Annotated in this window: 18 protein-coding genes and 3 pseudogenes; 9 read left to right on the top strand and 12 right to left on the bottom strand. The window is 32.3% G+C overall.

Annotated elements, in window-relative coordinates:
• Positions 1-6 precede the first annotated feature (6 nt).
• The 4 genes and pseudogenes from KA824_RS00510 to KA824_RS00495 all read left to right on the top strand — a co-directional run bounded on the left by KA824_RS00510 (position 7) and on the right by KA824_RS00495 (position 5,212).
• Positions 7-1,503 carry a glycosyltransferase gene (locus tag KA824_RS00510; RefSeq protein WP_107523758.1) on the top strand — a complete coding sequence of 499 codons (1,497 nt, stop codon included), beginning with the start codon at positions 7-9 and terminating at the stop codon, positions 1,501-1,503.
• A 292-nt stretch (positions 1,504-1,795) separates the two neighbouring features.
• A pseudogene (locus tag KA824_RS00505) lies at positions 1,796-2,501 on the top strand (M15 family metallopeptidase).
• Between the two features lie 37 nt (positions 2,502-2,538).
• Positions 2,539-3,744 carry a penicillin-binding protein PBP4 gene (gene pbp4, locus KA824_RS00500; RefSeq protein ID WP_181187290.1) on the top strand — a complete coding sequence of 402 codons (1,206 nt, stop codon included), beginning with the start codon at positions 2,539-2,541 and terminating at the stop codon, positions 3,742-3,744.
• 187 nt (positions 3,745-3,931) lie between these two features.
• Entirely contained in the window at positions 3,932-5,212 is a 1,281-nt protein-coding gene (locus tag KA824_RS00495) for an amidohydrolase family protein (protein WP_107523405.1), read from the top strand.
• A gap of 95 nt (positions 5,213-5,307) precedes the next feature.
• Here the strand turns inward: KA824_RS00495 and KA824_RS00490 are convergent.
• The 7 genes and pseudogenes from KA824_RS00490 to KA824_RS00460 all read right to left on the bottom strand — a co-directional run bounded on the left by KA824_RS00490 (position 5,308) and on the right by KA824_RS00460 (position 15,242).
• Positions 5,308-6,758 (bottom strand): annotated as a pseudogene (locus tag KA824_RS00490) (glycoside hydrolase family 1 protein).
• 28 nt (positions 6,759-6,786) lie between these two features.
• Positions 6,787-8,217: a 6-phospho-beta-glucosidase gene (locus KA824_RS00485; RefSeq protein WP_107523404.1), complete on the bottom strand. Its 1,431-nt coding sequence runs from the start codon at positions 8,215-8,217 to the stop codon at positions 6,787-6,789.
• Between the two features lie 18 nt (positions 8,218-8,235).
• Positions 8,236-10,194: pseudogene (locus KA824_RS00480) on the bottom strand (beta-glucoside-specific PTS transporter subunit IIABC).
• A gap of 296 nt (positions 10,195-10,490) precedes the next feature.
• Positions 10,491-11,315 carry a BglG family transcription antiterminator LicT gene (licT, locus tag KA824_RS00475; RefSeq protein ID WP_119537791.1) on the bottom strand — a complete coding sequence of 275 codons (825 nt, stop codon included), beginning with the start codon at positions 11,313-11,315 and terminating at the stop codon, positions 10,491-10,493.
• Between the two features lie 163 nt (positions 11,316-11,478).
• Entirely contained in the window at positions 11,479-13,896 is a 2,418-nt protein-coding gene (locus KA824_RS00470) for a heavy metal translocating P-type ATPase (protein WP_107524300.1), read from the bottom strand.
• On the bottom strand, positions 13,889-14,233 hold the full coding sequence (locus KA824_RS00465) for an ArsR/SmtB family transcription factor (RefSeq protein WP_040030586.1): 345 nt from the start codon (positions 14,231-14,233) through the stop codon (positions 13,889-13,891). Before KA824_RS00465 ends, KA824_RS00470 begins: the two co-directional genes overlap by 8 nt.
• Before the next feature lie 391 nt (positions 14,234-14,624).
• Entirely contained in the window at positions 14,625-15,242 is a 618-nt protein-coding gene (locus KA824_RS00460; RefSeq protein WP_107385881.1) for a TetR/AcrR family transcriptional regulator, read from the bottom strand.
• Between the two features lie 160 nt (positions 15,243-15,402).
• Here KA824_RS00460 and KA824_RS00455 point away from each other — a divergent pair, with 160 nt between their 5' ends.
• Both KA824_RS00455 and KA824_RS00450 read left to right on the top strand, forming a co-directional pair.
• Positions 15,403-16,692 (top strand): YhgE/Pip domain-containing protein, encoded by a 1,290-nt coding sequence (locus KA824_RS00455; RefSeq protein ID WP_107504717.1) that lies wholly within the window; start codon positions 15,403-15,405, stop codon positions 16,690-16,692.
• A 244-nt stretch (positions 16,693-16,936) separates the two neighbouring features.
• Complete coding sequence (locus tag KA824_RS00450) at positions 16,937-18,646, top strand: ABC-ATPase domain-containing protein (RefSeq protein WP_107523400.1); 1,710 nt, start codon at positions 16,937-16,939, stop codon at positions 18,644-18,646.
• 178 nt (positions 18,647-18,824) lie between these two features.
• Here the strand turns inward: KA824_RS00450 and KA824_RS00445 are convergent, their stop codons facing one another.
• The 4 genes from KA824_RS00445 to lqo form a co-directional block, all read right to left on the bottom strand.
• Entirely contained in the window at positions 18,825-19,034 is a 210-nt protein-coding gene (locus tag KA824_RS00445; protein WP_019469249.1) for a helix-turn-helix domain-containing protein, read from the bottom strand.
• A gap of 12 nt (positions 19,035-19,046) precedes the next feature.
• Entirely contained in the window at positions 19,047-19,691 is a 645-nt protein-coding gene (locus tag KA824_RS00440; RefSeq protein ID WP_181187289.1) for a DUF2975 domain-containing protein, read from the bottom strand.
• A gap of 289 nt (positions 19,692-19,980) precedes the next feature.
• The gene (locus KA824_RS00435) at positions 19,981-20,082 is read right to left on the bottom strand and encodes an SE2200 family small protein (RefSeq protein ID WP_019469251.1); all 102 of its coding nucleotides are present in this window, start codon (positions 20,080-20,082) and stop codon (positions 19,981-19,983) included.
• Between the two features lie 226 nt (positions 20,083-20,308).
• Positions 20,309-21,799: an L-lactate dehydrogenase (quinone) gene (lqo, locus tag KA824_RS00430; protein ID WP_107383486.1), complete on the bottom strand. Its 1,491-nt coding sequence runs from the start codon at positions 21,797-21,799 to the stop codon at positions 20,309-20,311.
• A 504-nt stretch (positions 21,800-22,303) separates the two neighbouring features.
• Here lqo and fadH point away from each other — a divergent pair.
• Entirely contained in the window at positions 22,304-23,068 is a 765-nt protein-coding gene (gene fadH / locus KA824_RS00425) for a 2,4-dienoyl-CoA reductase (protein ID WP_107383485.1), read from the top strand.
• A 152-nt stretch (positions 23,069-23,220) separates the two neighbouring features.
• Here fadH and KA824_RS00420 read toward each other — a convergent pair whose 3' ends face one another.
• Positions 23,221-24,747, bottom strand: a complete 1,527-nt coding sequence (locus KA824_RS00420; RefSeq protein ID WP_107523689.1) for an SLC13 family permease — start codon at positions 24,745-24,747, stop codon at positions 23,221-23,223.
• Positions 24,748-25,047: 300 nt separating this feature from the next.
• Here KA824_RS00420 and KA824_RS00415 point away from each other — a divergent pair, with 300 nt between their 5' ends.
• Both KA824_RS00415 and KA824_RS00410 read left to right on the top strand, forming a co-directional pair.
• Positions 25,048-25,554 (top strand): YfiT family bacillithiol transferase, encoded by a 507-nt coding sequence (locus tag KA824_RS00415; protein ID WP_107383483.1) that lies wholly within the window; start codon positions 25,048-25,050, stop codon positions 25,552-25,554.
• A 390-nt stretch (positions 25,555-25,944) separates the two neighbouring features.
• Entirely contained in the window at positions 25,945-26,580 is a 636-nt protein-coding gene (locus KA824_RS00410; protein ID WP_181187288.1) for a transglycosylase family protein, read from the top strand.
• Positions 26,581-26,594: the final 14 nt, after the last annotated feature.

Genomic DNA, 26,594 nt, shown 5'->3' with positions numbered 1-26,594 from the left:
GAAATCATGATATATACAATAACAAGCACATTACCACCAGTACATGGAGGTAGAACTAAGGCATTGCTAAGTCGAATAAAATTAATAGATAGTGAATTAGGGATCAAAAGTAAAATTGTAACAACGAATTATAATGCCAATTACCCATCTGTTTATGAAAAGTTTATAAACGAGGAAAAAGTGACAGAGCATACAGAATTTGAAAATATATACGATTGGTTAAGTGGCTTCAAACTATTAGAAATACCGAAGACTAAATTTAAAAAACAACCTAAATATCAAACGATGAACCGTGAACTCAAAGGATTGGAAAGTAAAAGTTTTAATGGTGGCAATGTTATGAGATATTATAAAAATGGTGATTACGTATTGTACAGAAAATATTATAACAATAGTAATATAGTTCAATTTGAAGATTTTATGTCATCTATTAGTAAAAAACGATTAGAACGTTGGGAATACAATAAATTTGGTCAATTGCATAGAAAGATTTTTTACACACATAACCCTTTTTCAAAATTATGTGAGCTCTACTTTGATACACAAGGCGTTATATATTGTAAAAAGTTTTTTAATACAGAACAAGAAAGTTTAGATTATATACAACTTTATAAAAATGATAGACCTTATTTATCCTTCAGTAGTGAAAAAGCCTTATTTAAATATTATTTTGACCATCGCTTCAGTGATGGTGATGTGATATTTAATGATGCCAGACTTTTAGATGAACCATTATTAAATCAAACACATGCAACTAAAAATATTTTGGTTTTTCATAATAGTCATTTGAATGGACAACAAATGAAAGGTTCATATAAATTTGCGTTAAATCATTCTGAAAAAGTAGAAAAATATTTAATATTAACTGAAAAGCAAAAAGAAGATATTATTAGCCAAGTTACATTAGATGAAAGACAATTATCAGTAATCCCACATTCGATTAAAACATATAAATCACATGCAAACGAAAATAAATTAGACCGATTTATTTTTATAGGTAGATTAGGTCTTCAAAAACAAGTAGACCATTTAATTAAAGCGTATAAACAATTTTTAGATTATGGGTATGATACGAAATTATCCATATTTGGTATGGATGAAGATGGACAGAAAAAGGTGTTGTTGGATTTAATTGATCAATTTGGTATTCAAGATAAAGTAGACATCAATGATTTTACGAATAATCCTTTGAAAGAATTTCAACAATCAAAAGCTTCACTTTTAACAAGTAAATTTGAAGGATTTGGCTTAACAGTAATGGAGAGTATCGAAGTCGGTTGTCCAGTCATTGCTTATGATGTTAGGTATGGTCCGTCAGAGATTATAAATCATGGTACGAATGGATATCTCGTTGAGCCGGATAATATTAAAGCATTTGCTGATTGTATGGCTAAAATAATAGATGAACCATTTAATTGCGTACAGACGAGATCAGAGCTTAGTCATGATAAAGCTGTAGAAAATTATAAAAAGTTATTTCAAGACATCGGGCATACTAAATAATATAATTTTTACCCGTGACTCTCTAACATATTTAGTAATAAGCATATTTTATAAAATACAGAATGTACGATAAAACAGTTGTCATTGCTTAACCACAGCAGGGTAACTGTTTTTATAATGTTGTTTTTCATTTTGAAGGTTGATAGTTGTGTTTTGAAATATTAATAAATTCAATAAAATACTTGTCTCTTATATACAGCGTGTTATATTAATGTTAATTGCAATTGTTTTTAAAACTATTTTATTGTCCGTCAATATTTGTTTTGATTATACTTTTTAAAAAGGAGTAACAATGAATAAATTTAAATTATTGATTATCATGTTGTGTTTAGTCTTAGTTGGATGTTCTGCCCAAGACAATGAATCTGAGCATAAAGACAGTAAAAAATCATGAAAAACAGCAAAGTAACAATAGTGAAAATAAGCATCATAAAGAAGTGAAGCATGGTGTAACGTATATTGATGATATTTTAATTGTGAACAAAGATATTTCGTTACCAGAACATTTTAATCCTGGAGAAAATAAAGAAGCGCGTGATGCATTACACAAACTTTTAAATGATGGTAATAATCAAGGATTTCAATTATCAAATGCCAGTGGTTTCAGAAGTTACCAAAGCCAAGAACAGTTATTTGATCAATATGTTCAAAGAGATGGAGAAGAAGCAGCCAATAAATACAGTGCGAAGCCAGGCCATTCAGAACATCAAACTGGACTGACATACGATATCGTTTCTGAGAACACAGATACCAACTTTAAAACTTCTTTTGGTAAGACTAAGGAAGGGCAGTGGCTCAAAGATAATGCTTACAAGTACGGTTTTATCATCAGATATCCGAAGAATAAAACGCATATTACAGGTTACCAATATGAACCGTGGCATATCAGATATGTTGGGAAAGATACAGCTAAAAAATTATATAAAAGTAATGAAACATTAGAAGAGTACTTAAACCTATATCCAAAAAAAATAAGATTAAACTTGAAGTGTGCTTGATTATTTAATATAAATTTTTAGAGAGGAATGGTCATCATTGTTTAAGAAATTAAGTGTGGTGATGCTAAGTTGGTTGCTTACGTTAACTGCTATTGCACCAATAGCTACAATAACTGCTGAAACAGAAAAATCAGCGAGTCCTAAGCAAAGTGTTAAATACAAACCAGAAAGTGTTAGCGTGACAGCTCAAACAGGTCAAATTTTATATCAAGATAAAGCGGAAAAAGTAACTGATCCAGCTTCGTTGACCAAAATGATGACGATGTATTTGACATTAGATGCGATAGAAAACGGTGATATAAAAGGTACAGACAAAATAAAAATCACTTCAGATTATGCAAATATGTCTGTATTACCTGATTTAGCTAGTGTACCTTTAGAGAGAGGAAAGTCTTACTCTATTAATCAATTTCTTAGACAAATCACTTTAGAATCAAGCAATGCAGCTACACTTATTTTGGGTGAGAAGGTGAGTGGTTCAACATCAAAATTCACAGATGAAATGAACCATAAAGCGAAAAAACTCGGTATGAACCATACGCATTTTGTGAATCCTACAGGTGCAGATAATCATCTTTTACAGCAATATGCTCCAAAGCAATATCAAAAAGAGCGCAAAACACAAACTACTGCAGATGATATGACCATTCTAATGCAAAATATATTAAAAGATCATCCTAAGATTTTAAAATATAGTTCTAAAACAACGGATAAACAATTTGGAACAGAATTAAAAACAAAAAATATTTCTTTAAAGGGACAACGATTTGAATTAAAAGGTGCAGATGGATTGAAAACAGGAACAAGCGATAAAGGTTATAGTTTAGCGTTAACAAGTAAACGTAATGGTTTACGTCTCAATGAAGCGATACTCAATGTGAAACCATTTCCTAGTATGAAAGCTAAAAATGCACGCCATAAAATTGCTAATGCCATTATGAATAAACAATTTAACAAATATGAATATCGAAAAGTGTTAAGTGAAGGAGAACACGAAATTAACGGAAAAACGTACCAAGTTAAGCAAGATTTATATGATGTAGTTCCTAAAAAAATGGATCAGTTAAAGTTTAATGTGAATAAAGAAGGCAAAGTATATGTAGCCTATAAGCGTCAATTTATTAAAGGTACACATGCGCCTCAAGTAGATGCCACAGTTAAAAAAGACGACAATAAATTTACTGCATTTTTCAAAAATTTGTTCAGTAAAGATGCGCATAAAATTTCCCAATATAATCTATGAATTATAAACAAATCGTTCAATTTATCTGCTGATACCACGACTTAATTGTGGCATGTGTCAGCAGATTTTTTGTCATAAAGTCTGCTAAATCTAATAAATTGGTGTTCATTTCAACCATATTCACTGGGTAATAATTGCTTAAAAACGTATTAAGACTTATGGTAGAAGGGTATAGGGGGTTTTATGAATGCGTAAAAAATTCATTAATGCATCAATTTATAAGTATGATGAAGCTTCAGAAATTTTAGTTGAAAACGGTAAGTTTAAAGCATTTGGCAAGAATCTTGATGAAGCGGATGAAGTGATTGATTTAGAAGGTGCTTTAGTTTTGCCACCATATGTTGATGCTCATCTTCATCTAGATTATTATTTTACAGGACAAAATCCTCAAATTAAAAACACATCTGGAACATTGTTTGAGGCTATTGATTTATGGAATGATTATAAAAAAGGCACTACAAAAGAAGAAATGAAATCGCGTATGCGTCAAGCAGTCAACGACGTAGCGAGCTACGGAACACAATATATTCGTGCTCAAACGGATTGTACAGATCCTGATTTAACAGGTATCAAAGCAGCGCTTGAAGTAAGGGATGAATTGAAAGATAATATTACGATTCAGGTTGTGGCATTTCCTCAAAATGGTATGTATGCTTTTGAAGAGCAAGGTAAAACAGGCCGTGATTTAATTGAAGAAGCCTTAAAATTAGGTGCAGATTGTGTCGGTGGTATTCCACACAATGAATGGAGTCCAGAAGCAGGAGCGAAATCAATTAAAGAAATCGTTAGACTCGCTATCCAATATGATAAATTAATTGATGTACACTGTGATGAAACAGATGACGTACAAGCGCGTTTCTTAGAAATATTAAATGCAGAAGTGATGAAACAAGGTTATGGAAATGCTACGACAGCTTCACATACTTGTTCATTTGGTTCAGCTGATGATGCTTATGCATTTCGAATGATGGGGCTATTTCGCCAATCAGGTTTAAACTTTGTCTCTTGCCCAACTGAAAATTTATATTTACAAGGCAGACAAGATAGTTATCCAAAAAGAAGAGGATTAACACGTGTCAAAGAGTTTGTAGATAATGCTATTAATGTGGCTTTTGGTCAAGATTCAATTGTTGATTTATGGTACCCAGCGGGATCAGGTAATTTAATGAATATTTTAGACAATGGCTTGCATGCCACACAATTAATGCGAGAAGAAGATTTTCCACGTAATTTCGATTTAATTACTTATAACGGTGCAAAATTAATGCATTTAGATGAAGTTTACGGTTTATCAGAAGGCAAGCCAGCAAACTTTATCGTGTTGGATGCACCAAATGTATTTGAAGCGCAACGTCGACGTGTTGACTGTCTTGCTTCGATACGTAATGGTGCATATCTATTTAGAAAAGAAAAGCCGAAATATACAACTGCATTAGATATTGATCGCCAAACAAAACAATACTTGTAATTGCATCATATACGATAAAATGCTGAGACGATAGAAAGTCTCAGCATTTTTATCTGTATTCATATTGATTGCATTGAAATGCGTATTTTATGAAACTATAATGACGCTCCATTCGTTGAGATAATATTTTTGTACCATTCAAAAGAATCTTTTTTCATACGTTTCATACTTCCGTTACCATAGTTATCTTGATCAACATAAATGTAGCCATAACGTTTTGACATCTCGCTTGTAGACATTGAAATCAGATCGATAGGCGCCCAAGAGAGATAGCCTATTAAGTCCACACCATCTTCGACAGCTTTTTTGCTTCAGCCATATGTTTACTTAGATAGTCTATGCGATAGTCATCGTGAATTTTTCCATCAACAACTTCATCAACTGCACCTAAGCCGTTTTCAACTATAAATAATGGCACTCTATAGCGATCCCACAATTCATTTAAAACAATTCTTAAGCCGATTGGATCAATTTGCCAACCCCAATCAGAAGCTTCTAAGTAAGGGTTTTTTAAACTGTTCATCAAGTTGCCCTGAGTTGTTTGTCCTTCTGGAGCTACAGATGACAACATCGACATATAATAGCTAAATGATAGATAGTCAACTGTATGTTGTTTAATGATATCTAAATCATTATCTTGAATATCTAATTCAATGCCGTTATCTGTTAAAAATTGTTTGTAAAAATTAGGATATTCCCCTCTAACCTGTACGTCAGTATACATTAAATTCATTTGGTCTTCTTGTTGTGCTTTTAATACATCTTGTGGATTACAAGTATATGGATAATGTTTCATCCTTGCGATCATACAACCCATTTGTGCACTTGGGTCAATCTCTTTTAATTTTTGAGTAGCTAACGCTGATGCTACAAACTGATGATGAAGTGCTTGATACGAAGCTGCAATAGGATGATCTAATTTATCTGAAATGATACCAGCTCCTGTAAAAGGTGAGATATTAATCACATTGATTTCGTTAAATGTTATCCAATATTTTACATCATTTTTATAACGATTGAAGACCGTTTCGGCATAGTGAACAAAATGATCAACGACCTTACGATTAATCCAACCATTATATTTTTCAGTTAAACCAAAAGGTGTCTCATAATGGCTTAAAGTTACAACAGGTTCAATATTATATGATTTTAATGTTTTAAACACATCATCATAAAATGCAAGCCCCGCTTCGTTTGGCTCATTTTCGTATCCCTTTGGAAAAATACGTGACCAATTGATAGACATTCTAAATGCTTTAAATCCCATTTCAGCAAACAACTTAATATCTTCTTTATAGTTATGATAAAAATCTATACCAACACGTTTAGGGAAGTGGCCTTGGTACTGACCTGATTTAACTTTATCAATGAAATCTGATGTTACTTCCATATGATTATCACCTGTGCGTTGACTTTTAGGAACATATTCTGAAAAGTCAGCACTCGACAAACCTTTACCATCAATGTTAAATGCGCCTTCTATTTGGTTAGCTGCGGTTGCGCCACCCCATAAAAAATTCTTTTTAAAACCTTTAATATTTTCCATGTTAAATACCTCACTCACTTTTTTTGAATTAGTATGATAAATTTTCGCCATTACTTTGAATAACCTTTTGATACCAATAGAATGAATCTTTACGGTATCTATTTAATGAACCATTTCCTTGATTGTCTCTATCAACATAAATAAAACCATAACGCTTTTTCATTTCTCCACTACCTGCTGAAACTAAATCTATACAACCCCATGAAGTATATCCAAGGAGTGGGACGCCATCTTTTACCGCTTCGATCATTTGATTTAAGTGGTCACTTAAATATTTAATTCTATAAGTATCATGAATACTGCCATCATCTTCAAGTCTATCAATTTCACCTAAGCCATTTTCTACGATGAATAAAGGTTTTTGATAGCGGTCATATATTTGATTCATTGTCACGCGTAATCCTACGGGATCAATTTGCCAGCCCCAATTTGATGCTTCTAAGTATGGATTTTTAAGAGAAGCAAAAGCATTACCAGCTTCTTTGTTTTGGTTGATTTCATCATCACCGCTTTCAAGTCGGCTTGAATAATAAGAAAATGAAATATAGTCCACTGTGTATTGTTTTAAAATTTCATCATCACCAGTTTGTTTATCGATGGAAACATCTAAATCTTCAAACATACGTTTACTATAGTTAGGGTATTCACCACGAGTTTGAACATCTATAAAGATATATTGTTCTCGATTTTTAGAAAGTGCAGCCATCACATCATTTGGATGAGACGTATTTGGATATACATCACCAGCAGCCAACATACAACCTATTTGATTTGTATCGTCAATTTCTTTAGCGATTTTCGTGGCTAAGCTTGATGCGATAAGTTGATGATGTGCGGCTTGGTACATAACCTGATTTTTATTTTCATTATCTGGAATAATTAAGCCACCACCAATATAAGGAATGTGTAAAATCATGTTAATTTCATTATGCGTAATCCAATACTTAACTTGGTTACTATATCGCTTAAATAGGACAGTTGCATAATTTAAAAAGAAATCTACGGTTTTACGGTTATACCATCCACCATAATTTTTAGCTAAATAATATGGTGTATCAAAATGATTGATTGTAACAATGGGCTCAATACCATATTTTTCTAAAGTTTCGAAGATTTTATCATAAAAAGCCAAGCCTTTTTGGTTTGGTTCTGTTTCATCACCATTTGGAAAAATTCTTGGCCAAGAGATTGAAAAGCGTAATGCTTTAAAACCCATTTCGGCGAATAATTTGATATCTTCTTCATAATGGTGATAAAAGTCGATTGATTGATGACTAGGATAAAAATCAAAAGTGTTATTCAGTCCTTTAGCTGGGTTGAATAGTGGTTCTTTACGCGCTTCTCCTGCTGGTAGTAGGTCTACCAAACTAAGCCCTTTACCATTTTTATCGTACGCACCTTCAACTTGGTTCGCGGCGATAGCGCCACCCCATAAAAAATCTTTGCCTAATACTGACATGATATTGCCTCCTTATATTTAATAAATGACAGAAATTAATGAATCTCTTTCTTTAACTGTTTGTTGTTCTTCTATCACAACGTCTTTGGTTGCGTTTGTGTTTGTTACTACTATCATTACAGTGTCATCATATGCATTTTCTTGTATTTTTTGTGAGTCAAACTGTATAAGTGGCTGGTTGACTGTAACTGTATCTCCTTGGCTTACGAGTGGCTTAAAACCTAAGCCGTCTAGTTTCACGGTATCGATGCCGATATGGATAAGCAATTCTGTACCATTTTTGGATTTTAAGCCGATTGCATGACCAGTAGGGAATAAACTTTCTACTGTTGCCTCAAATGGTGCAATAATCGTATCAGATGATGGTTTAATAGCAATCCCTTTGCCCATTGCAAGAGATGAGAATACAGGGTCATCTACAAGTTCAAGGTTTTTCATTTCACCAGAGACAGGAGATACAATAAAATCATCTTTTGGTTCAGTAATAGCTTCATCAACTGAAGCGCTTGATGCATTATTTTTGGCATCATCCTTTTGTTGTTCTGATTCTGGTGCAGTAGCTTGGACTTCTTGTTCATTTTTATCAGAGTGCACAAGATACCCAACGATACTACCCACTAATACGGCTAACAATGAAGCGATAATAGTTGCCCAGAATGCAAAGTTCCATCCACTTTCTCCGATAAACGTAGTATAACCAAAGATACCAAGGCCTCCCATAAAATACATTTTGGTACCTGCGAAACCTATGAAACCACTAAACAATCCACTAATGATACAGCTATAAATAAAGAGTTTTTTTCTTGGTAAAGTAACACCGTAAATTGCAGGCTCTGTTACACCAAAAATGCCAGATATAGCTGCTGGTAAAGATATCGATTTTAGTTTAGTATTTTTAGTTTTTAAGAAAAGCCCAATAACGATTCCAGTTTGAGCAAATGAAGCGGCGAATATTAAGGGGTTAATGATATCGTAACCAGACGTAGAAACATTATTGATCATAAATGCAACTAGACCCCAATGAATACCAAATATGACAAAGACTTGCCAAAATGCACCTAATAGCAAACCGGCTAATATAGGACTTAAGCCATAGATGTTTATTGCTCCTGAACCAATCCAATTAGCAACCCATGAAGATATTGGTCCGATTACGATAAATGTTATCGGAACAATGATTAGCAAGGTGAAAAATGGGACAAAGAATGTTTTGACAACATCAGGAATAATACGTTTTAATTTTCTTTCCCAAATACTCGCAAAATAGATAGCTACTATAATAGGAATAACACTAGATGTATAATTCATAGAAATTACTGGAATTCCTAAAAAAGATAAATTTGATTCGACTTCAAAAATTGTACCACCGAAAAGTGTATGCGCGCCTTTTGCTCCAAACTCCATTGCAGAAACTAAAGTTGGATACACAATTGCTGCCCCGATAGCCATGCCAATAAAATGATTGGAACCAAACTTTTTGGCAGCAGTAAAACCTAAAAATACTGGGAAGAAATAGAATAACGCGTCACCTAATGCAAATAATATTTGATATGTTCCAGATGATTCTGTTAACCAGCCAAGTGCTAAGAATAATGCAGCAAAACCTTTAATCATCCCAGCAGCTGCAAGAATACCAAGAATCGGTTGGAAGATACCTGAAATTAAATCAATAAATCGATTTAATATGTTACCTGATCCTTTCTCTTGTGATTGATCATCACTAGCTGAATCAAGATGAGTCACTTTAGTAATTGCATCGTAAACATCGGGAACATGGTTACCAATCACAACCTGGTATTGTCCGCTAGATTGCATAACTGTTACAATTTCATCATGATTTTTTTAAAATTCTGTATCGGCTTTGCTCTCATCTTTTAGTTTGAAGCGTAAGCGTGTAATACAATGTGTAAGCGAGTTGATGTTTTCTTCACCACCAACTTTTTCAACAATTTCTTGTGCTAAATTTTCATATTTCATTGGTTCATTCACCTCAATTTTTAATTAGTTTCCTAGCTACATCATGTTTTTGAATGTTATTTTGAGTGGCCACTCAATGAAATTAAAGCAGTTTGAAAACAAGTAATAAGCTAAAAAATAAAAAAACCCAGAATAATACACATACGTCCCTACACAAAAGGTTCGTAATGCATTACTCTGGGTTTTGCCTACTTAAAGTTACAACCCCAAACGTTGATAGCAACGTCAAAAGTAACAATATATAAGTTTAAACACAGTATAGTCTCTATAAAAATAAATGTCAACGCTTACATTTACTATTTTAACAGTCTTGCGATATGCAAGATTAAATAAACACGTTCATCGTTAGATATTTTGTGGTTATAATGTTTGAATAAAAAATCTGCTATTTTATCGACACAAACATCGGATTTAGCATACTTTTGTCTTAAAACATCAAGTAAGTTTTCATCTGTAACTTCACTTAAAGATTGTTGATTAATTAGCCTTTGGCTAAAAAACTTAAGGTGTGTCATAAATCTAGAATAATTGAGTTCATCTTCGTTGATAGAGAGATTGAAATGATAACGAACAATATCAACAATACTTTTAGTGATTTTAGTAATTTCATAAATATTTGCAATATTTTCATCTAAACTAGCATTCACAATATGCATAGCAATAAATCCAATTTCATCTTTTGGCAACGTTACATTGAAATATTGATTGATTTTGTGTAATCCATCACGGGCTACGTCATATTCTTTGGGGTAAAGCGTGCGTATTTCATAAAGTAATGGATTTTTGATATCAAAACCTTCATGTGTGCGTTCGATGGCATAATTTATATGGTCAGTTAATGCGATATATATCGATTCTGAAATAGGTGAATCATAAAGTTTATTAGCTTCTTTAATGATTTGTTCGCTGACTAAAAGGACATCTTGATTGATTTCATCTAATAAAGTTAACATGCGTTCTTGATCTTGACTTGTTAAGCGAAACACTTTTTCAATTTTATCACGTTCTAATTGTTGGCCGTTTTTCTTACCAAATGCTAAGCCGTTTCCCATGACGATGCGCTCATTCCCATTAATTTTAGATAGCACAACGTTATTATTTAATATTTTAGTAATTTTCATAATAAAACATTCCCTTAGTTATATGATTTCGAATGCTTACATATTAAATATAGTTGAGAAGGTGTTCAATAGTCAAAATTTATTCTTTAATCTTATTATGAAATTTTATTTTAGTAGGAAAAAAGTTTGTATTAATATAAAAATTATAAAAAGCGAGCACAGTTTAAGTGCTCGCTTTTTGCTTATCTTTTTTAAATTTTAATAATCTCAATGAATTTAAAATAACTAGGATAGCAGCTCCAGTGTCACTTAGAACAGCTAACCATAAAGTTAATAACCCAGGAAATACCAATATAAAAGCAATCAATTTGATAATTACTGAAAAGTAAATATTTTGCTTAATAATTGTTTTAGCTTTTTTACTAATTGAGATAGATTTTGGAAGTTGTTGTAAGTTATCTGACATTAAAACAATATTTGCTGTTTGCATTGCGGTATCAGAACCAACGCCTCCCATAGCAATTCCTACATCACTTTGAGCAAGTGCAGGTGCATCATTGATACCATCGCCAACCATACCAACTTGATAACCACGTTTTTGTAAATCTTCAATTGCTGATAATTTATCTTTAGGCATTAATTTTGCATAAGTTTCGCGAATGCCTGCAAGAGCTGCAATTTTGTTTGCGGTCTCTTGATTATCACCAGTTAACATAACGGTATTTTTAATGTTGTATTTTTGCAACTGATGAATAGTTGCTTTTATGTTTTCTCTTAATGGATCTTCTATAGTGATCAAACCATAAAAGGTCGTCGTAGAGGATATGATAATGATGGTGTAACCTTGTTTTTCATAATCACTAAACATTGATGCATGCGTTTTGATTTTAGGATTGATAGTCTCAATTAAGCTTTGATTTCCGGCGTAAACGGTTTGATTATCTATTTTACCTTTTATACCTTTGCCAGTTATATTTTCAAAATCACTAACATGTTTTGGTGTAATATTTAATTTAGAGGTGTAGTCAACAATAGCTTTACTGATAGGATGTGTTGAATAAGCTTCCAAGCTAAGTGCAAGCTGTAATAGTGTTTGTTCGTCACTTTCCATATGCTTAACAGCTGTTACCTTAGGTTTTCCTTCAGTGAGTGTTCCTGTTTTATCAAATGCTATTGCATTTAAAGAACCTAATGCTTCTAAATAATTACCACCTTTAATAAGTACACCATTTTTTGCCGCGTTACCGATTGCCGTCACTATAGCAACAGGCGTTGAAATGACTAACGCACATGGACAAGCGATGACAAGTAACTCTAGTCCTTTATAGAACCATTCACCCCAGGAGCCTAATGTAAGCATAGGTGGTATGAGCATTACTAATAGTGCTAATACAAAAGCAACAGGTGTGTAAATTTCTGAAAACTTGTCAATAAACGCTTGTGCAGGTGCTTTATTTTCTTGTGCTGCTTCTACCATCTCAATGATTTTTGAAAGTGTTGTATCTTCTACTAATGTAGCAACTTTAATTTTTAATGTACCATTTTCATTAATAGAACCAGCATAAACATCATCATTCGTCGTTTTATCAACAGGTATAGATTCTCCGGTAATAGGTGATTGATTTAAGCTAGACGTTCCTTCAGTAATGGTGCCGTCTAATGGTATGCGTTCTCCAGGTTTCACAAGAATAATATCGCCAACGTGAATCTCATGTAAGTCTTTAGAGATAATACCTTTTTGGGTATATAAGTTGGCAGTATTAGGTGTTAATTCCATGAGTGATTGAATGGAGTTTCTTGTTTTATCTATCGAAATTGTTTGTAATAAAGTACCAATTGTGAATAGGAAAATAACAATAGCACCTTCGAAAAATTCACCTATCAGCATAGCACCAATAACTGCGACAGTCATTAAAACGTTCATATCCAAACTTTTAGATTTTAGTGAATAAAATGCACTTTTAAATGGTTTAAGTCCGCTAACCAATATGGCAACTGTATATAAAATATTAGAAATTTCAATTGGTAGTGATGTTATTGACATTAATAGTCCAAGTAAAATGAATGCGGCAGAAATGATGGGTTTGATAAATAATCTTAACTTCTGATCATTATCTTTTTTATTATTTTGTAAAATTGCAGTATAACCAATTTTCGCTACTTCTTTTATTATATTTTTTTCATTTTGTCCATCCATACTGGCTTGTAGTTTTCCTGTAGAAAAGTTAACTTGTGCATCTTTAACATACGGGAGGTTCAACACATGCTTTTCAACGGTTTTAGCACAGTTCCCACAGTCCATTCCTTTGATAATAAAAGTGGTTTGTGTTGATTGTGATTGAGTGTTTTGAATCCCATAACCTAGTTTTTCGACTGTTTTTACAATTTGGTTAGTCGTATCTGTAGTACTCACTTCTGCTGTTAATTTGCCAGTAGAGAAGTTAACTTTTGGATTATAAACATCATCTAATGGTAAGAGTGCTTTTTCTATCGTTGTGGCACAAGAACTACAATCGATACCATTAACTTGAAAAGTAAATTTCTGTAATGTATCGGATTCGTTTGTTATATTTTCCGACACTTTTTCATTGTTCGTATTTTGACAAGTGTTAGTGCAACAAACATCAGACGATTTATTCATTAGCATCATCCATTCTTAAGTTATTATGGTATTTGCAAGTGATAATATCATCTTTTGTTTCTTCTACGATATGATCTACCAGGCTCAATAATTCTAAAATATATGGATTTTTAATTTGGTAATAAATATATTTACCATCTTGTCTAGCGGTTACTAAACCACATTCTTTTAAACAAGCTAAGTGTTGAGAAATGCTAGATTGGCTCATTTTTGAGCTTGAAACAATTTCATTAACAGTCATTTCGGATACCTTTAATAATTCTAAAATAGTTAATCTCACTTTATTAGAAAGTCCATGTAAAAAACGTGCCTGTAATGTAAAATCATTACTATTCATTTTGAACACCTCATATTAGTAAAACTTAATATATAACATATTAGCATTACCTAATATGTTATGGAAGAGACTATCGTTAAAAATAAAAAAATGATATAAATTTGTTGGATTTTAGAGGGGGCAAGTGAAAGGTATAAATAATTGTAGGTGTTAGATAAAAATGAATTAAATTACAGCTATGTTTTGAAGAGGGTTCAATATTCATGTGCTAATATACTATGACCAAAAAAGAAATATGTAAAAAAAGAGTTGAATCGAATATATTTCTTATTTTTAAGCGGCTGCGTTTTGTTTGATATTATGAAATATAGGCATTCAACTCATTTTGAAGTAGTGGTCATTAAACCGTTTGATAAATGTTATTCTTATCCACGCTGCAAGATTATATCTATTATTGTTCACTTATATTGTATTGTTCTTTTGCTATTAATCGTAACGGGCCATAAAAAACAATTTTAAATAGGCTATCTACTAAAGTTTGTGGATCAATTTTCCGATTATCTTTCACCCAATATTTAATGAAAGAAATAGATGCACCTGCTACATAACTATGAAAATAGTCTAATGGAATGCCATCAACTGTATCTTTTGTTACTAAATGTTTTTTCATATTTTCATACATTACCTGGCTTATTTTTGTTTCTAACTGACTTCTTCTTTCTAACATAAATATGGTTTTATAGAATTCAAAATTTGTATTGATATGAAGGATAATTCTTTTTAACTTTTCTTCAGTAAAAATACGTGCAAACGCTTCTGCATCCATACCTACATAAAATTTATCTTTCGTGTTTAATGTTTTAGACAATTCTTCAATGTAATCATTCTCCATTTTATTTAATAACATATATTTATCTTCGTAATGGAGATAAAAAGTGCCGCGATTAATATCAGCTTTGTGTGTAATATCACTAATCGTTATTTTATCTAAATCTTTTTCATTTAATAATTGTATAAAAGCATGTTTAATAGCATTTTGTGTTTTTCTAACACGTCTGTCTTCCGCCATATGTTGAATCTCCTTTGTATTTAATAGACATTTATATCAAAAGTGTTCATTAAAGAACGTATTGAACATCATTGCATATTGTATATCATTTAGTAATTATTATAATGGACAATGTGATAAATATTCAACACTTTGTTTATTAAATAGGAGGGAATCATAAATGAATATTTTTAAAAATAAGTTATTATGGCTTGCACCGATTGCAGCTATTCTAATATTTGTAATATTTTCAGTCGCTTTTTATCCAGCATTTAACCCTAAACCCAAAGATATTCCAATTGCAATTGTTAACAACGATAAAGGTGTTGATATGCAAGGTAACAAGATTAATATAGGTAAAAATTTAGAAGATAAATTGCTAGATAGTAATTCCAATACGATTAAATGGATTCAAGTTGATAATGAAAAAGATTTAAAACAAGGTATGAAAGAACAAAAATATTTTGGAGCAGCTGTTATAGAAAATGATTTTTCAAAAAATGCGCTAAGCAAAACACAAAAAGTCGTGATGGATGCTAAAAAAGAAGAAATGAAAGATAAAGTTCAATCTGGAGAAATACCAGCAGCACAAGCCAAAAAGATGCAAGAAAAGATGTCACAATCTGGCGAGAATCAACAAATAAAGCCTCAAAAAGCAAGTTTTAAAACATTTATCAATGATGGTGCAGGAACACAAGTTTCACAAATGTCTTCTCAAGTTTTAAAAGGCATGGGTGATAACATGAACCAACAAATTACCAAACAAAGCTTGGATATTTTAGAAAAGCAAAACATTGATTTGAAACCATCAGATATTCAAAGTTTAACGCACCCAGTTAAAGTAGATAATGAAAAAGTAAATAAAGTAAATAGTCATCAAGCAGGTGGAAATGGTCCGTTCTTAATGTTTATGCCTGTTTGGATGGGATCAATTATTGTTTCGGTATTACTATTCTTTGCATTTAGAACAAGTAATAACATAGCGATACAACACCGCATTATTGCATCACTAGGGCAAATTGCTATGACCATTGTTACGGCATTTGTAGGAGCTTTCACATATGTGTACTTTATGAAAATAGTATTAGATTTTAATTTCAATGCGCCTAATACAACAGCTACATTTATTGCATTAGCAATCATGGGATTTGTCGGATTAATTCTAGGTACGATGACTTGGTTAGGTTTGAAATCTGTACCAATCTTTTTCTTATTAATGTTTTTCAGTATGCAATTAGTAACATTGCCAAAACAAATGTTGCCTGATTTTTATCAAAAATATATTGTCGATTGGAATCCATTTGCACATTATGCAAACTCATTAAGAGAAATTTTATATTTACATGGAAGTATTCAATTAGATACAACGATGTGGATGTTTATCGGATTTATGATTTTCGGTGCTGTTTCTGCACTGATTGCAGCTATTATTAGAAAGCACAGTACAAAACGTACAGAAATTCCTTCCTAAATTTTAAAATGCCCACAAAAAGTAGTGATTAAAAGCTAACTTTTTGTGGGCAATTTTCATGAAATTTAATATTAATGACGATATACAAGATGGTGAAAAGGAAAAAACGAGAGTCTTTAATTTAAAAAGTATTCACTTTATTAAAAAAAGAAAACTAACATTTATTACTAGTGTTAGTTTCACTGCTTCGGTAGTCTGGGTATGATATAAAAGAGTATTAACCTATGTTGAAGGAGTGTTCCTTTTGAAAAATACATTGGAATTCGGAAAGTTATTAAAATCATTAGACGGACAAAAATATGGTGCATATAAACGACTTAAAGGTGAATATGCTTTTGATAAATTCCATTTAATTATAGATCATATACAAGCAGATCCTTATGCACCGCCATCTAAAGTGCGTGCCAAAATGCAACGTCATATTGCCAATATCCCCGATGAATTATTAGATTCAAAAAATAAAAAAATTGCTGTATCTGATTTTTTAACAAGGGCGTTTAGCAAAAGTATTAGCAAAGTGCTTAAATCTGATCAAGTCTCTAAAAAGAGACCGGATATTTTTATAGATCACTGTGGCCAAGAAATATTACAACGTACTTCTGTAGTCATTACTCATAGCGAAATTGAAGTTCGTTTTGAAGTAGGGTTACCAGCAGCAGGAAGAAAAATTTTAGGAAAAGTTGCCCATCATATTTTCATAGATTTACTACCTGAAATAGTAGAAAAAGCATTATTGTATAAACATATCAATCGTGCTGCATTAAATGATCAAGTGACTACGATGATAGATCAAGTATTTATACGCGATGCACTGTCACGACAGAATTTAGTTGCATTTGTAGCGAATGATTCTATATTACCCAGGAAAAGTGGCGTGTCTGACACACCTTTACCCGGTGCTGTAAAATTCCAAAGTCCACAAGAATTTGAAATTCAATTGAATTTACCTAGTGGAAAGACAGTTAGCGGTATGGGCATACCTAAAGGCATTACACTCATTGTTGGTGGTGGATTTCATGGTAAATCAACACTACTAGAAGCTTTAGAGCGTGGTGTATATCACCATATTCCAGGTGATGGACGTGAACTCATTATTACGTGTAACGATGCGATGAAAATCCGTGCTGAAGATGGAAGAAGTATCGAAAAAGTAAATATTGAGCCTTTTATAAATAATTTACCAGGTAAAAAAGATACTACTCAATTTTCTACTGAAAATGCGAGCGGTAGTACATCACAAGCAGCAAATGTTATAGAAGCCTTAGAATCTCAAACTTCGTTATTATTAATAGATGAAGATACGTCTGCAACAAATTTTATGATTAGAGATAGCAGAATGCAAAAATTAATCGCACCTGAAAAAGAGCCCATCACGCCTTTCGCTATGAAAGTAAAATCTCTATACCATGATTATCATGTTTCAACAATTCTAATTGTAGGAGGTTCTGGCGATTACTTCGATGTGGCTGATCAAGTATTAATGATGGATGAATATGTATTAAAAGACGTTACTCGTAAAGCTAAAGCAATTGCTAGCGAAGATAGTCACTCAAAAGATGAAGCGTCACTATGCCAATTCGGACAAACTTCGCAAAGAATACCACTGAAATCTAGTTTTTCAAATAAAGGTAAAGATCGACGTTTTAAAGTAAAAGGTATGCATACGATTTTATATGGTAAAGAACGAATTAATATTTCAGGATTAGAACAACTTATCGATGCTAGCCAAACGAATTGCATAGCAACCATGATAGATTATTATCAAAGTAATTTGTTGAATGAACAAGATACGATATCTCAAGCAGCTGATAAAATTTTTGATTTGATTAGTGAAAAAGGGTTAGATATCATTTCACCGCATCAAGGACATCCTGGTAATTTAGCATTGCCGAGAAAACAAGAATTCTGTGGTGCACTCAATCGCTATAGAGGATTAAATATTAAAACACATTAAAAAACAGGGGTGGAACAAGTAATAAGTATGTTCCACTCCTGTTTTCTGTTTCAATATAATCTTAGACACCCGGTTAGTCTGAACTAATACAAGCGGGAGCCTAACTGCTATGTGGATTAAGCCAAAGGTTTAACTGTGATAAATATAAGATGACTTGTGAATTTAAATAAATTTTGGTTTACTCCTCAGACTCTGTGTATTCTATAATGTCTGCAGGCTGGCAATCGAGCGCTTTACATATGGCATCTAATGTTGAAAAACGTATTGCTTTTGCTTTGCCTGTTTTCAAATTCGATAAATTTGCTACAGTAATATCAATTTCATTTGCTAATTCACTGAGTTTCTTTTTTCTATCAGCTAATATTCGATCTAATCTAACTACAATCATTTATCTTATCTCCTAAACGGTATAATCAAACTCATCTTGTAAGAATGCACAATATTTAAAAACATTTCCTATAATCCAAATAACGATACCCGCTAAAATAAGTGTGAAATTAAAATTAAAAAAGAAATCTGCAAAGGTTTCGATATCTTTATCTATCAGTGCATACAATTTAGCATTTTGCCCTAAAAAATTATAAACCATAAAATTACTTGCCAATTCAATAAATGCCTCAAATACACCTAATACAATAAAACAATAAGAAATTAAAATAATGATGTTTGCATTTTTATCTGTAAAAATTTGTCCTCTGCTAACATTTTTAAGCCATTTTCTGACATATGTAATCACCAGAATATAGATTGCAATTAATACAATTATTAATAATAGCATTAATATAACAGATGGTTTGGGAAAAGTAATACTATTTAGGTCATGTTTTGTAATTTCATGTGAATTTAGTCCTAATGAATCTACCCAAAAAGGTTTATTTGCTTTATCTAATTGTGAGTTAATAAACGAGGAAGGAATGATTAATAGCGCTATAATTGCGATAATAATTGGTAACATACTAAGAGATGTTAAGACCAAAGCGATAGTTGCTAAAATAGTTAACGTTTTGACTAAAATACTAAAATGTTTGCTTTTAATTGTAGACATATTGGCGCTCCTTTTAATTTGTTAACTTCATTATAACTAAAACATATCGAAAATCAATACTTTTTTATCGATTAACGATAAAACTAATAGGTGGAAATCGAATTGGATCGTTAGATATTACAAAAGGGAAATATAGTAATGTGATTGTGAAAATGTGTAGAAGTGGGTTTAACAAGGGGAATATATAACGCGGAAAATAATCAAAAACATTTATAACCGTTTTTTTTATATAACAATAACAAAAAAGCCATCATAGGTAACTTTTACCTATGATGGCTTACATGATTTATTAATATTCAATATTTGGTGCTTTGTTTACATGTTGTTGGTAACGTTTAAGACCTGCAAATGCTAATGCGCCTACAGCCACAACAATTAATAATTTTTTCATACATTTCGCTCCTTTAAGTGAATCAATGATAACAAAGTATTTCTAAAAAATACCAATGAAACAAAGATTAAAGAACCAATAAACATTTAGTGATGATAAAATTTTTCAAAACACATCTTGAAAGATGTGTTTTGAAAATAAACTGTTATTGTAGGTTCATAAATAGGTGTTTAACACCATCTTAATCTCAGTTCATTTTAGTTTTTACACTTAAGCAATCAAAAGTTTATTCGTAATAATTTAATTCAAGATCTTTTGAAGTTTGTTGACGTGTTTTTCTCATTAAATCAACATCTTCAATTAATGATTTACCATAAGAAGGAATCATTTTTTTGATCTTAGGTTCCCAATCATTTTTATATTCAGAGAAGTTTTTCTCTAATACTTCTAATGCAACAGATACAGAAGTTGATGCTCCTGGTGATTCACCAAGTAATGCAATTACGGAATGATCTTCAGAGTTTACAACTTCTGTTCCGAATTGGATGAAGCCTTTACCATATTCTTCAGTATCTTTAATCACTTGAACACGTTTACCAGCAGTATATAATTGCCAATCTTCATCGCGTGCTTCTGGATAGAAAGTACGTAAGTGGTTCATGCAACCTTCTTTTGTCATTAAAATTTGGTCAAATGAATATTTAAGTAGCGGTAAGTTTTTCGCTGCCGCTGCTAATAATGTTGTGATGTTACTTGGTTTAACAGATTTAAATAAATCTAAGTTTGAACCATATTTTAAGAATTTAGGACCAATACTTGCGAACGGTCCAAATAATAATGTTTTTTGGCCATTAATGAAACGTGTGTCTAAATGTGGCACAGTCATTGGTGGTGTGCCTGGTGGTTCTTTACCATACACTTTGGCACCATGTTCTTCAATCACATTTGGATTTGTACATGTTAAGAATTGACCTGTGATAGGGAATCCGCCTAAGTTTTTACTTTCAGGGATACCTGTTTTTTGTAGTAATGGGATAGCAGCACCACCAGCACCGATAAATACATAATCAGCTAACTGTGTTTGTGTTTCGCCAGTATTTGCGTTACGGATTTGAACTTCCCATTTACCATCGTTACGTCTATTGAAATCAAGTACTTCATGATGGTATTGAACTTCTACTTTTGGATTTTTTTCAAGGTTTCTCGCCATTTTACGAGTTAATTCACCAAAGTTTACGTCAGTACCTTCATTAATTTTGCTGGCAGCCATAATATCGCTTGCGCTATGACCTTGCATCATTAATGGAATCCATTTTCTCATTTCTTCAATGTCTTCGGTATATTCGATATCATCAAACATAGGGAAGTTTTTCATTGCTTCATAACGGTCTTTTAAAAATTTAACGTTATTTTTACCTCTTACAAAACTAATGTGTGGTAATGGATGAATGAATTCTCTAGGGTTTTCGATATAGTTATTTTTAACTAAATAGCCCCAGAATTGTTTAGAGATTTCAAATTGTTCATTAATCTCTTTTGCTTTTTCAATATCAATTGAACCATCAGGTTGCTGAACTGTATAGTTCAATTCGCAAAGTGCAGCATGTCCTGTACCTGCGTTATGACGTTCGTTTGAACTTTCGTCACCAGGACGATCTAAACGTTCGTACAGTTTAATGTTCCAATTTGGTTCAAGCTCATTAAGCATAGAACCAAAAGTAGTACTTAATACACCGGCGCCAATAAGAATGACGTCTTTTGACTCAGTTTTAGCCATAGTTCCTCACCTTTCATTCTTAATAACATCAGTAACAATTTGTCATACATTGTCACTCATCTTATGTCTTTATTTACTATTATATTACGCGACTCTCACATGTAAAAATACATATTAATCATATAACACATTCCTATTTGGAATATGTGAGCATACTTTTAATAATTTACCCTATATTTCAAGTATAAATCATTAAAAGTAAGTGATAATAATTGTTATATAGTAATATTACATTATAATTTCTATAAATTTCAATCAAATATGCCTTAATAAAATATAAATAGATTAGAAATAAAAATTAGAGGTCTTAATTTGTGTTTTTGCACTTACTTTTAACATTTCAATTATTTAATCAGTAAAATGTTTCATATGAAACATAGATATAAAATCATGTTTATCAATCATAGGTCTTTATCATTTTATAAGAAAAATCAGTGAAACTTTGTTATACTTATCAATAAAATGTAAGCGCTTACTAAATTGTTTGATAAAGGAGACTCTATAATGAAAGATAAAGTAATAATGGTGACAGGTGGAAGTAGTGGTATGGGGAAAGCAATGGCGAAACGTTTTGCTGAAGAAGGTGCGAACGTTATTATAACAGGTAGATCGTTAGAACGTTTAGAAGCAACTAAAAAAGAAATCGAACACCGAGAAGGACAGATTTTATGTATTGATATGGATGTTCGTGATGTTGAACGCGTGCAGTATACAGTGGATGAAGCCATTAATACTTTTGGAAAGATAGATGGTTTGGTGAATAACGCAGCTGGCAACTTTATATGTGCTGCGGAAGAACTATCGACGAATGGTTGGAATTCTGTCGTAGATATTGTGTTAAATGGAACTTGGCATTGCACACAGGCTGTTGGAAAAAAATGGATTGAACAAGGGTATCATGGACGTATTATCAATATGGTGGCAACATATGCATGGCGTTCAGGGCCGGGTGTTGTACATTCTGCTAGTGCAAAAGCGGGTGTGTTAGCTATGACAAGAACGCTCGCTGTAGAGTGGGGTTCAAAGTATGGCATTACCGTAAATGCTATTGCTCCAGGTCCTATAGATAATACAGGAGGCTCTGGAAAACTTAGTTTATCAGAAGACGCACGCCAACAAACATTGGATAGTGTACCATTAGGCCGCATGGGTCAGCCAGAAGAAATTGCAGGATTAGCTAAGTTTTTATTTTCGGAAGAAGCGAATTACATTAATGGTGCTTGTATGACAATGGACGGCGGTCAATGGCTTAATCAAAACGCGTTTTAACATAATAGAGTGTTTGTAACATTTTATATAGCTTTCATTAATATTAACAGGCTGTGACAAATTAATCGTCCCAGCCTGTTATTCATTATAATGGTTCAATCACTCGCTAATGTTAGCAATGTCGAGTTTATTATAGAGAATAATTTTTTACATTAAATTAATCCGAGCCAATGCCAATAAGTGGCACTAAATAAAATAATAAGTAAATAGCCAATAACGGTTATAGGTATCCCTGTTTTTAAAAAATCTTTAACAGTAAATGTTTCTGTACCATAGGCCAACATTGATTGTGGTGAGCTTACGGGTAATAAGAAACCAAAGCTGATAACGAATTGCTGTATGAGTACAAATCCAATAGACTGATTTCCTAAATCTAACGTAGTAGTTAGTGAAATAAATACAGGTATTAGTGCTGATGCTAAGCTTGTTGCACTTGCAAAACCTAAATGTATTAAAATATTGAATAGTGCAATTAATGCAATTGTTACTAAAAGGGGATAGTGATTTAAACCCATGATACCAAAGGTTTGATCACTCAACCATTGGGCGGCTGTAGTTTTTAATAGTACATTTCCTAAAGATATGCCGACGCCAAATACAATAATTGTTCCCCAAGGTATACGACTTTCAGCTTCTTTCCAGGACATAACACCAATTTTAGGAGTTAACATAATAGCCAATGCTAATAAAATGATTGAAGATGAATCAATAGGATGTAATATCTTTTCGGTAGACCAAAGTATTAATAAAATGATGGATATGCTAATTAAACGCCATTCTTTAGAAGTTACAGGTCCCATAGCTTTTAACTGTTGCTGAATTAATGATTTGCCTCCCGAAAGTTCTTTTTCTTCTGGGGGCATGACTTTAAGCATGATAAAATAAAGCGCAATTGACATTAACATGGACCATGGCCCAGCATATAAGAACCACTGTCCCCACGATATATCAGCATTTAACTGATCATTGATAAAGTTAATTGCGACAATGTTTTGTGCAGCTGCAGTTTTAATACCAATATTCCATATAGAAACTGCTTGTACAGCTGTGATAACTAAAAGTCCAGCTAATTTACTTTGTTTAGCAACGCCGAATGCTGTTATCATTCCTAATAATATAGGAATAACAGCACCTGCTCGTGCAGTAGCAGAGGGAACGAAAAATGCTAAAAATATTGCCACTAATATCGTTCCAATAACGATACGATTTGTCTTATTGCCTGCTACGGAAAGTACAATTAGTGCAAGTCTTTTATGAAGTTGTGTAATTTGCATAGCTGTTGCTAAAAAAAGAGCAGCTGCAACTAAAGCTAATGCACTGGTAGAAAACCCACTAAAAGCAAGTTTTAAAGCATTACCTGTTCCGAAAAGTGAATCTCCCTTCAATATTTCACCATTTGACTGAGGATAGCCTAGCGATTCAGATAAATTTTGTACCGGACTGAAACCTATTAATAGAATAATGAGTCCAACAATCATGACCGCAGAAACTGGATAAGTCACTGCTTCAGTTACCCATAATATGACTGCAAATAGCAATATTGCTAATGCGCTTTTAGCCATAAGGGGTAAACTTTCTGGTGTAGGTAATATCAAAATCGTGATTAAGATAATCATACTTGTGATTAACCAAAATGGCTTGAAATTAGATGTAGACTTGGTAGATGAATCTTTACTCATAAATTTCCACTCCCTTGTTAAATCCTTCACAATAATATTACAAATTTTATTAAGTTGTATCATTATAATTTAGGAAAGTTCATAAAAATTTACTAATTATGTATTTGTCATATCATTAATTTTATAAATTTTATGCTAATAACTAGGGAGAATACTTTTGTTATGAATATGAGTAGATGCATTCCTAAATTCTACAATAAATAGTATGAAAGTTTAAATAGTCATAAATAGGCAATAGCATTACTAATGGAAAAATTAAAGATGCTATTAAACATTTAATAAATAAAAAAGGTGATTAATATGGATGTTAGATTTCCAATTGGTGAATTAGAAGTGCCAAATAAAGTAACATTAGAAGATATCCAAAAATGGCTTAGTGAAATTGAGTCGTATGCATATAGACTGAGGCAAACTGTAGCTCATTTAAATGATGAAGCATTAAACAAGCAATATCGAGACAAAAGTTGGACTGTGCGACAACTCGTTCATCATATAGCAGATTCCCAATTAAATATGTTTCAACGCTTAAAATTAGCGCTAACAGATACGAATCCAGTTGTTGATCCTTTTATTCAAGATGAGTGGGCAAAACTTGCTGATAGTCAACTGCCTATAGAAAGTTCCCTTAAAATGTTAGAGGGTATAAATGAACGTATTATAGCTATTGGCAATCATTTAACAGAAAGTGATTTGAATCGTACATTTACATTAAGAGGAAGCGGAGAAATATCTGTTGCAACTAAAGTTGCTAAATTAGCTTGGCACGAAGAACATCATTTAGCGCATATTAAAATAGCATTATCATAATGAATATAATGGCGAGGCCGTTCAATTTTAATCATTGAACGGTTTTTTAAATATATAAAATAGCAAATTGACTAACTAGAATAATTGTCACACTAATTACAATTATGTTACAGAAAAAATAAGTTTAAAAAGCACTTTATTCACTTTAGCAATAGGTTTTTTTACAAAATATCTTTTAATTTTCATTCAATTTTATGTAATTATTATGTAAAATGCACGGGGGTTTTTTAATTTCGCTGTAACCTACAAGGTTTTTATGGATGTTATAGTATTTACTGGAAATTGGTTGAAACAGCATTGGATTTTACAAAAAATAGTTGGTTTCAATATCACAGTAAAAATAAATCTTAAAAATATAAAAAACAAACTTGTAGGAGGATTTAATCAAAAATGAAAAAAACAGTATTAGCTTCAACATTAGCAGTAGGATTAGGTGTAACAGGATTCGCAACAGGTAACTCAGCTGACGCAGCAGAACAAGGTGTAGATAAAGCAGAATTAGCAAATTTAGCACAATCTAACCCAGAACAATTAAATGCAGCACCAGTACAAGAAGGTTCATATAGTTATAACTTTAATTATAATGGTTTAAACTATAACTTTGAATCAAATGGACAAACTTGGTCTTGGAGTTATGGTGAAGGTTCAAGCGCTAACGCTTCAACAGTTGAACAACCACAACAAACTGCACCACAAACTGAACAAACACAACAACCACAACAAGAAGCAACTACAAAAGCTTCAACTCAATCATCAAGCTCAAATGAAGCTTCAAGTGGTTCTTCAGTAAATGTTAATTCACATTTACAAGCAATCGCTCAACGTGAATCAGGCGGCGACTTAAAAGCTGTTAACCCATCATCAGGTGCAGCAGGTAAATATCAATTCTTACAAAGTACTTGGGACTCAGTAGCACCAGCTGAATATAAAGGTGTATCTCCAACAGAAGCACCAGAATCAGTACAAGATGCTGCAGCTGTAAAACTTTATAACGAAGTTGGCGCTTCACAATGGGTTACTGCATAATCTGAAGTATAATT

This window comes from Staphylococcus sp. GDY8P198P, from assembly GCF_017891615.1.
Classification (GTDB): Bacteria; Bacillota; Bacilli; order Staphylococcales; family Staphylococcaceae; genus Staphylococcus; species Staphylococcus cohnii.
The sequence above is the reverse complement of the archived record's forward strand: the minus strand, read 5'-3'. Positions and strand labels throughout refer to the sequence as shown.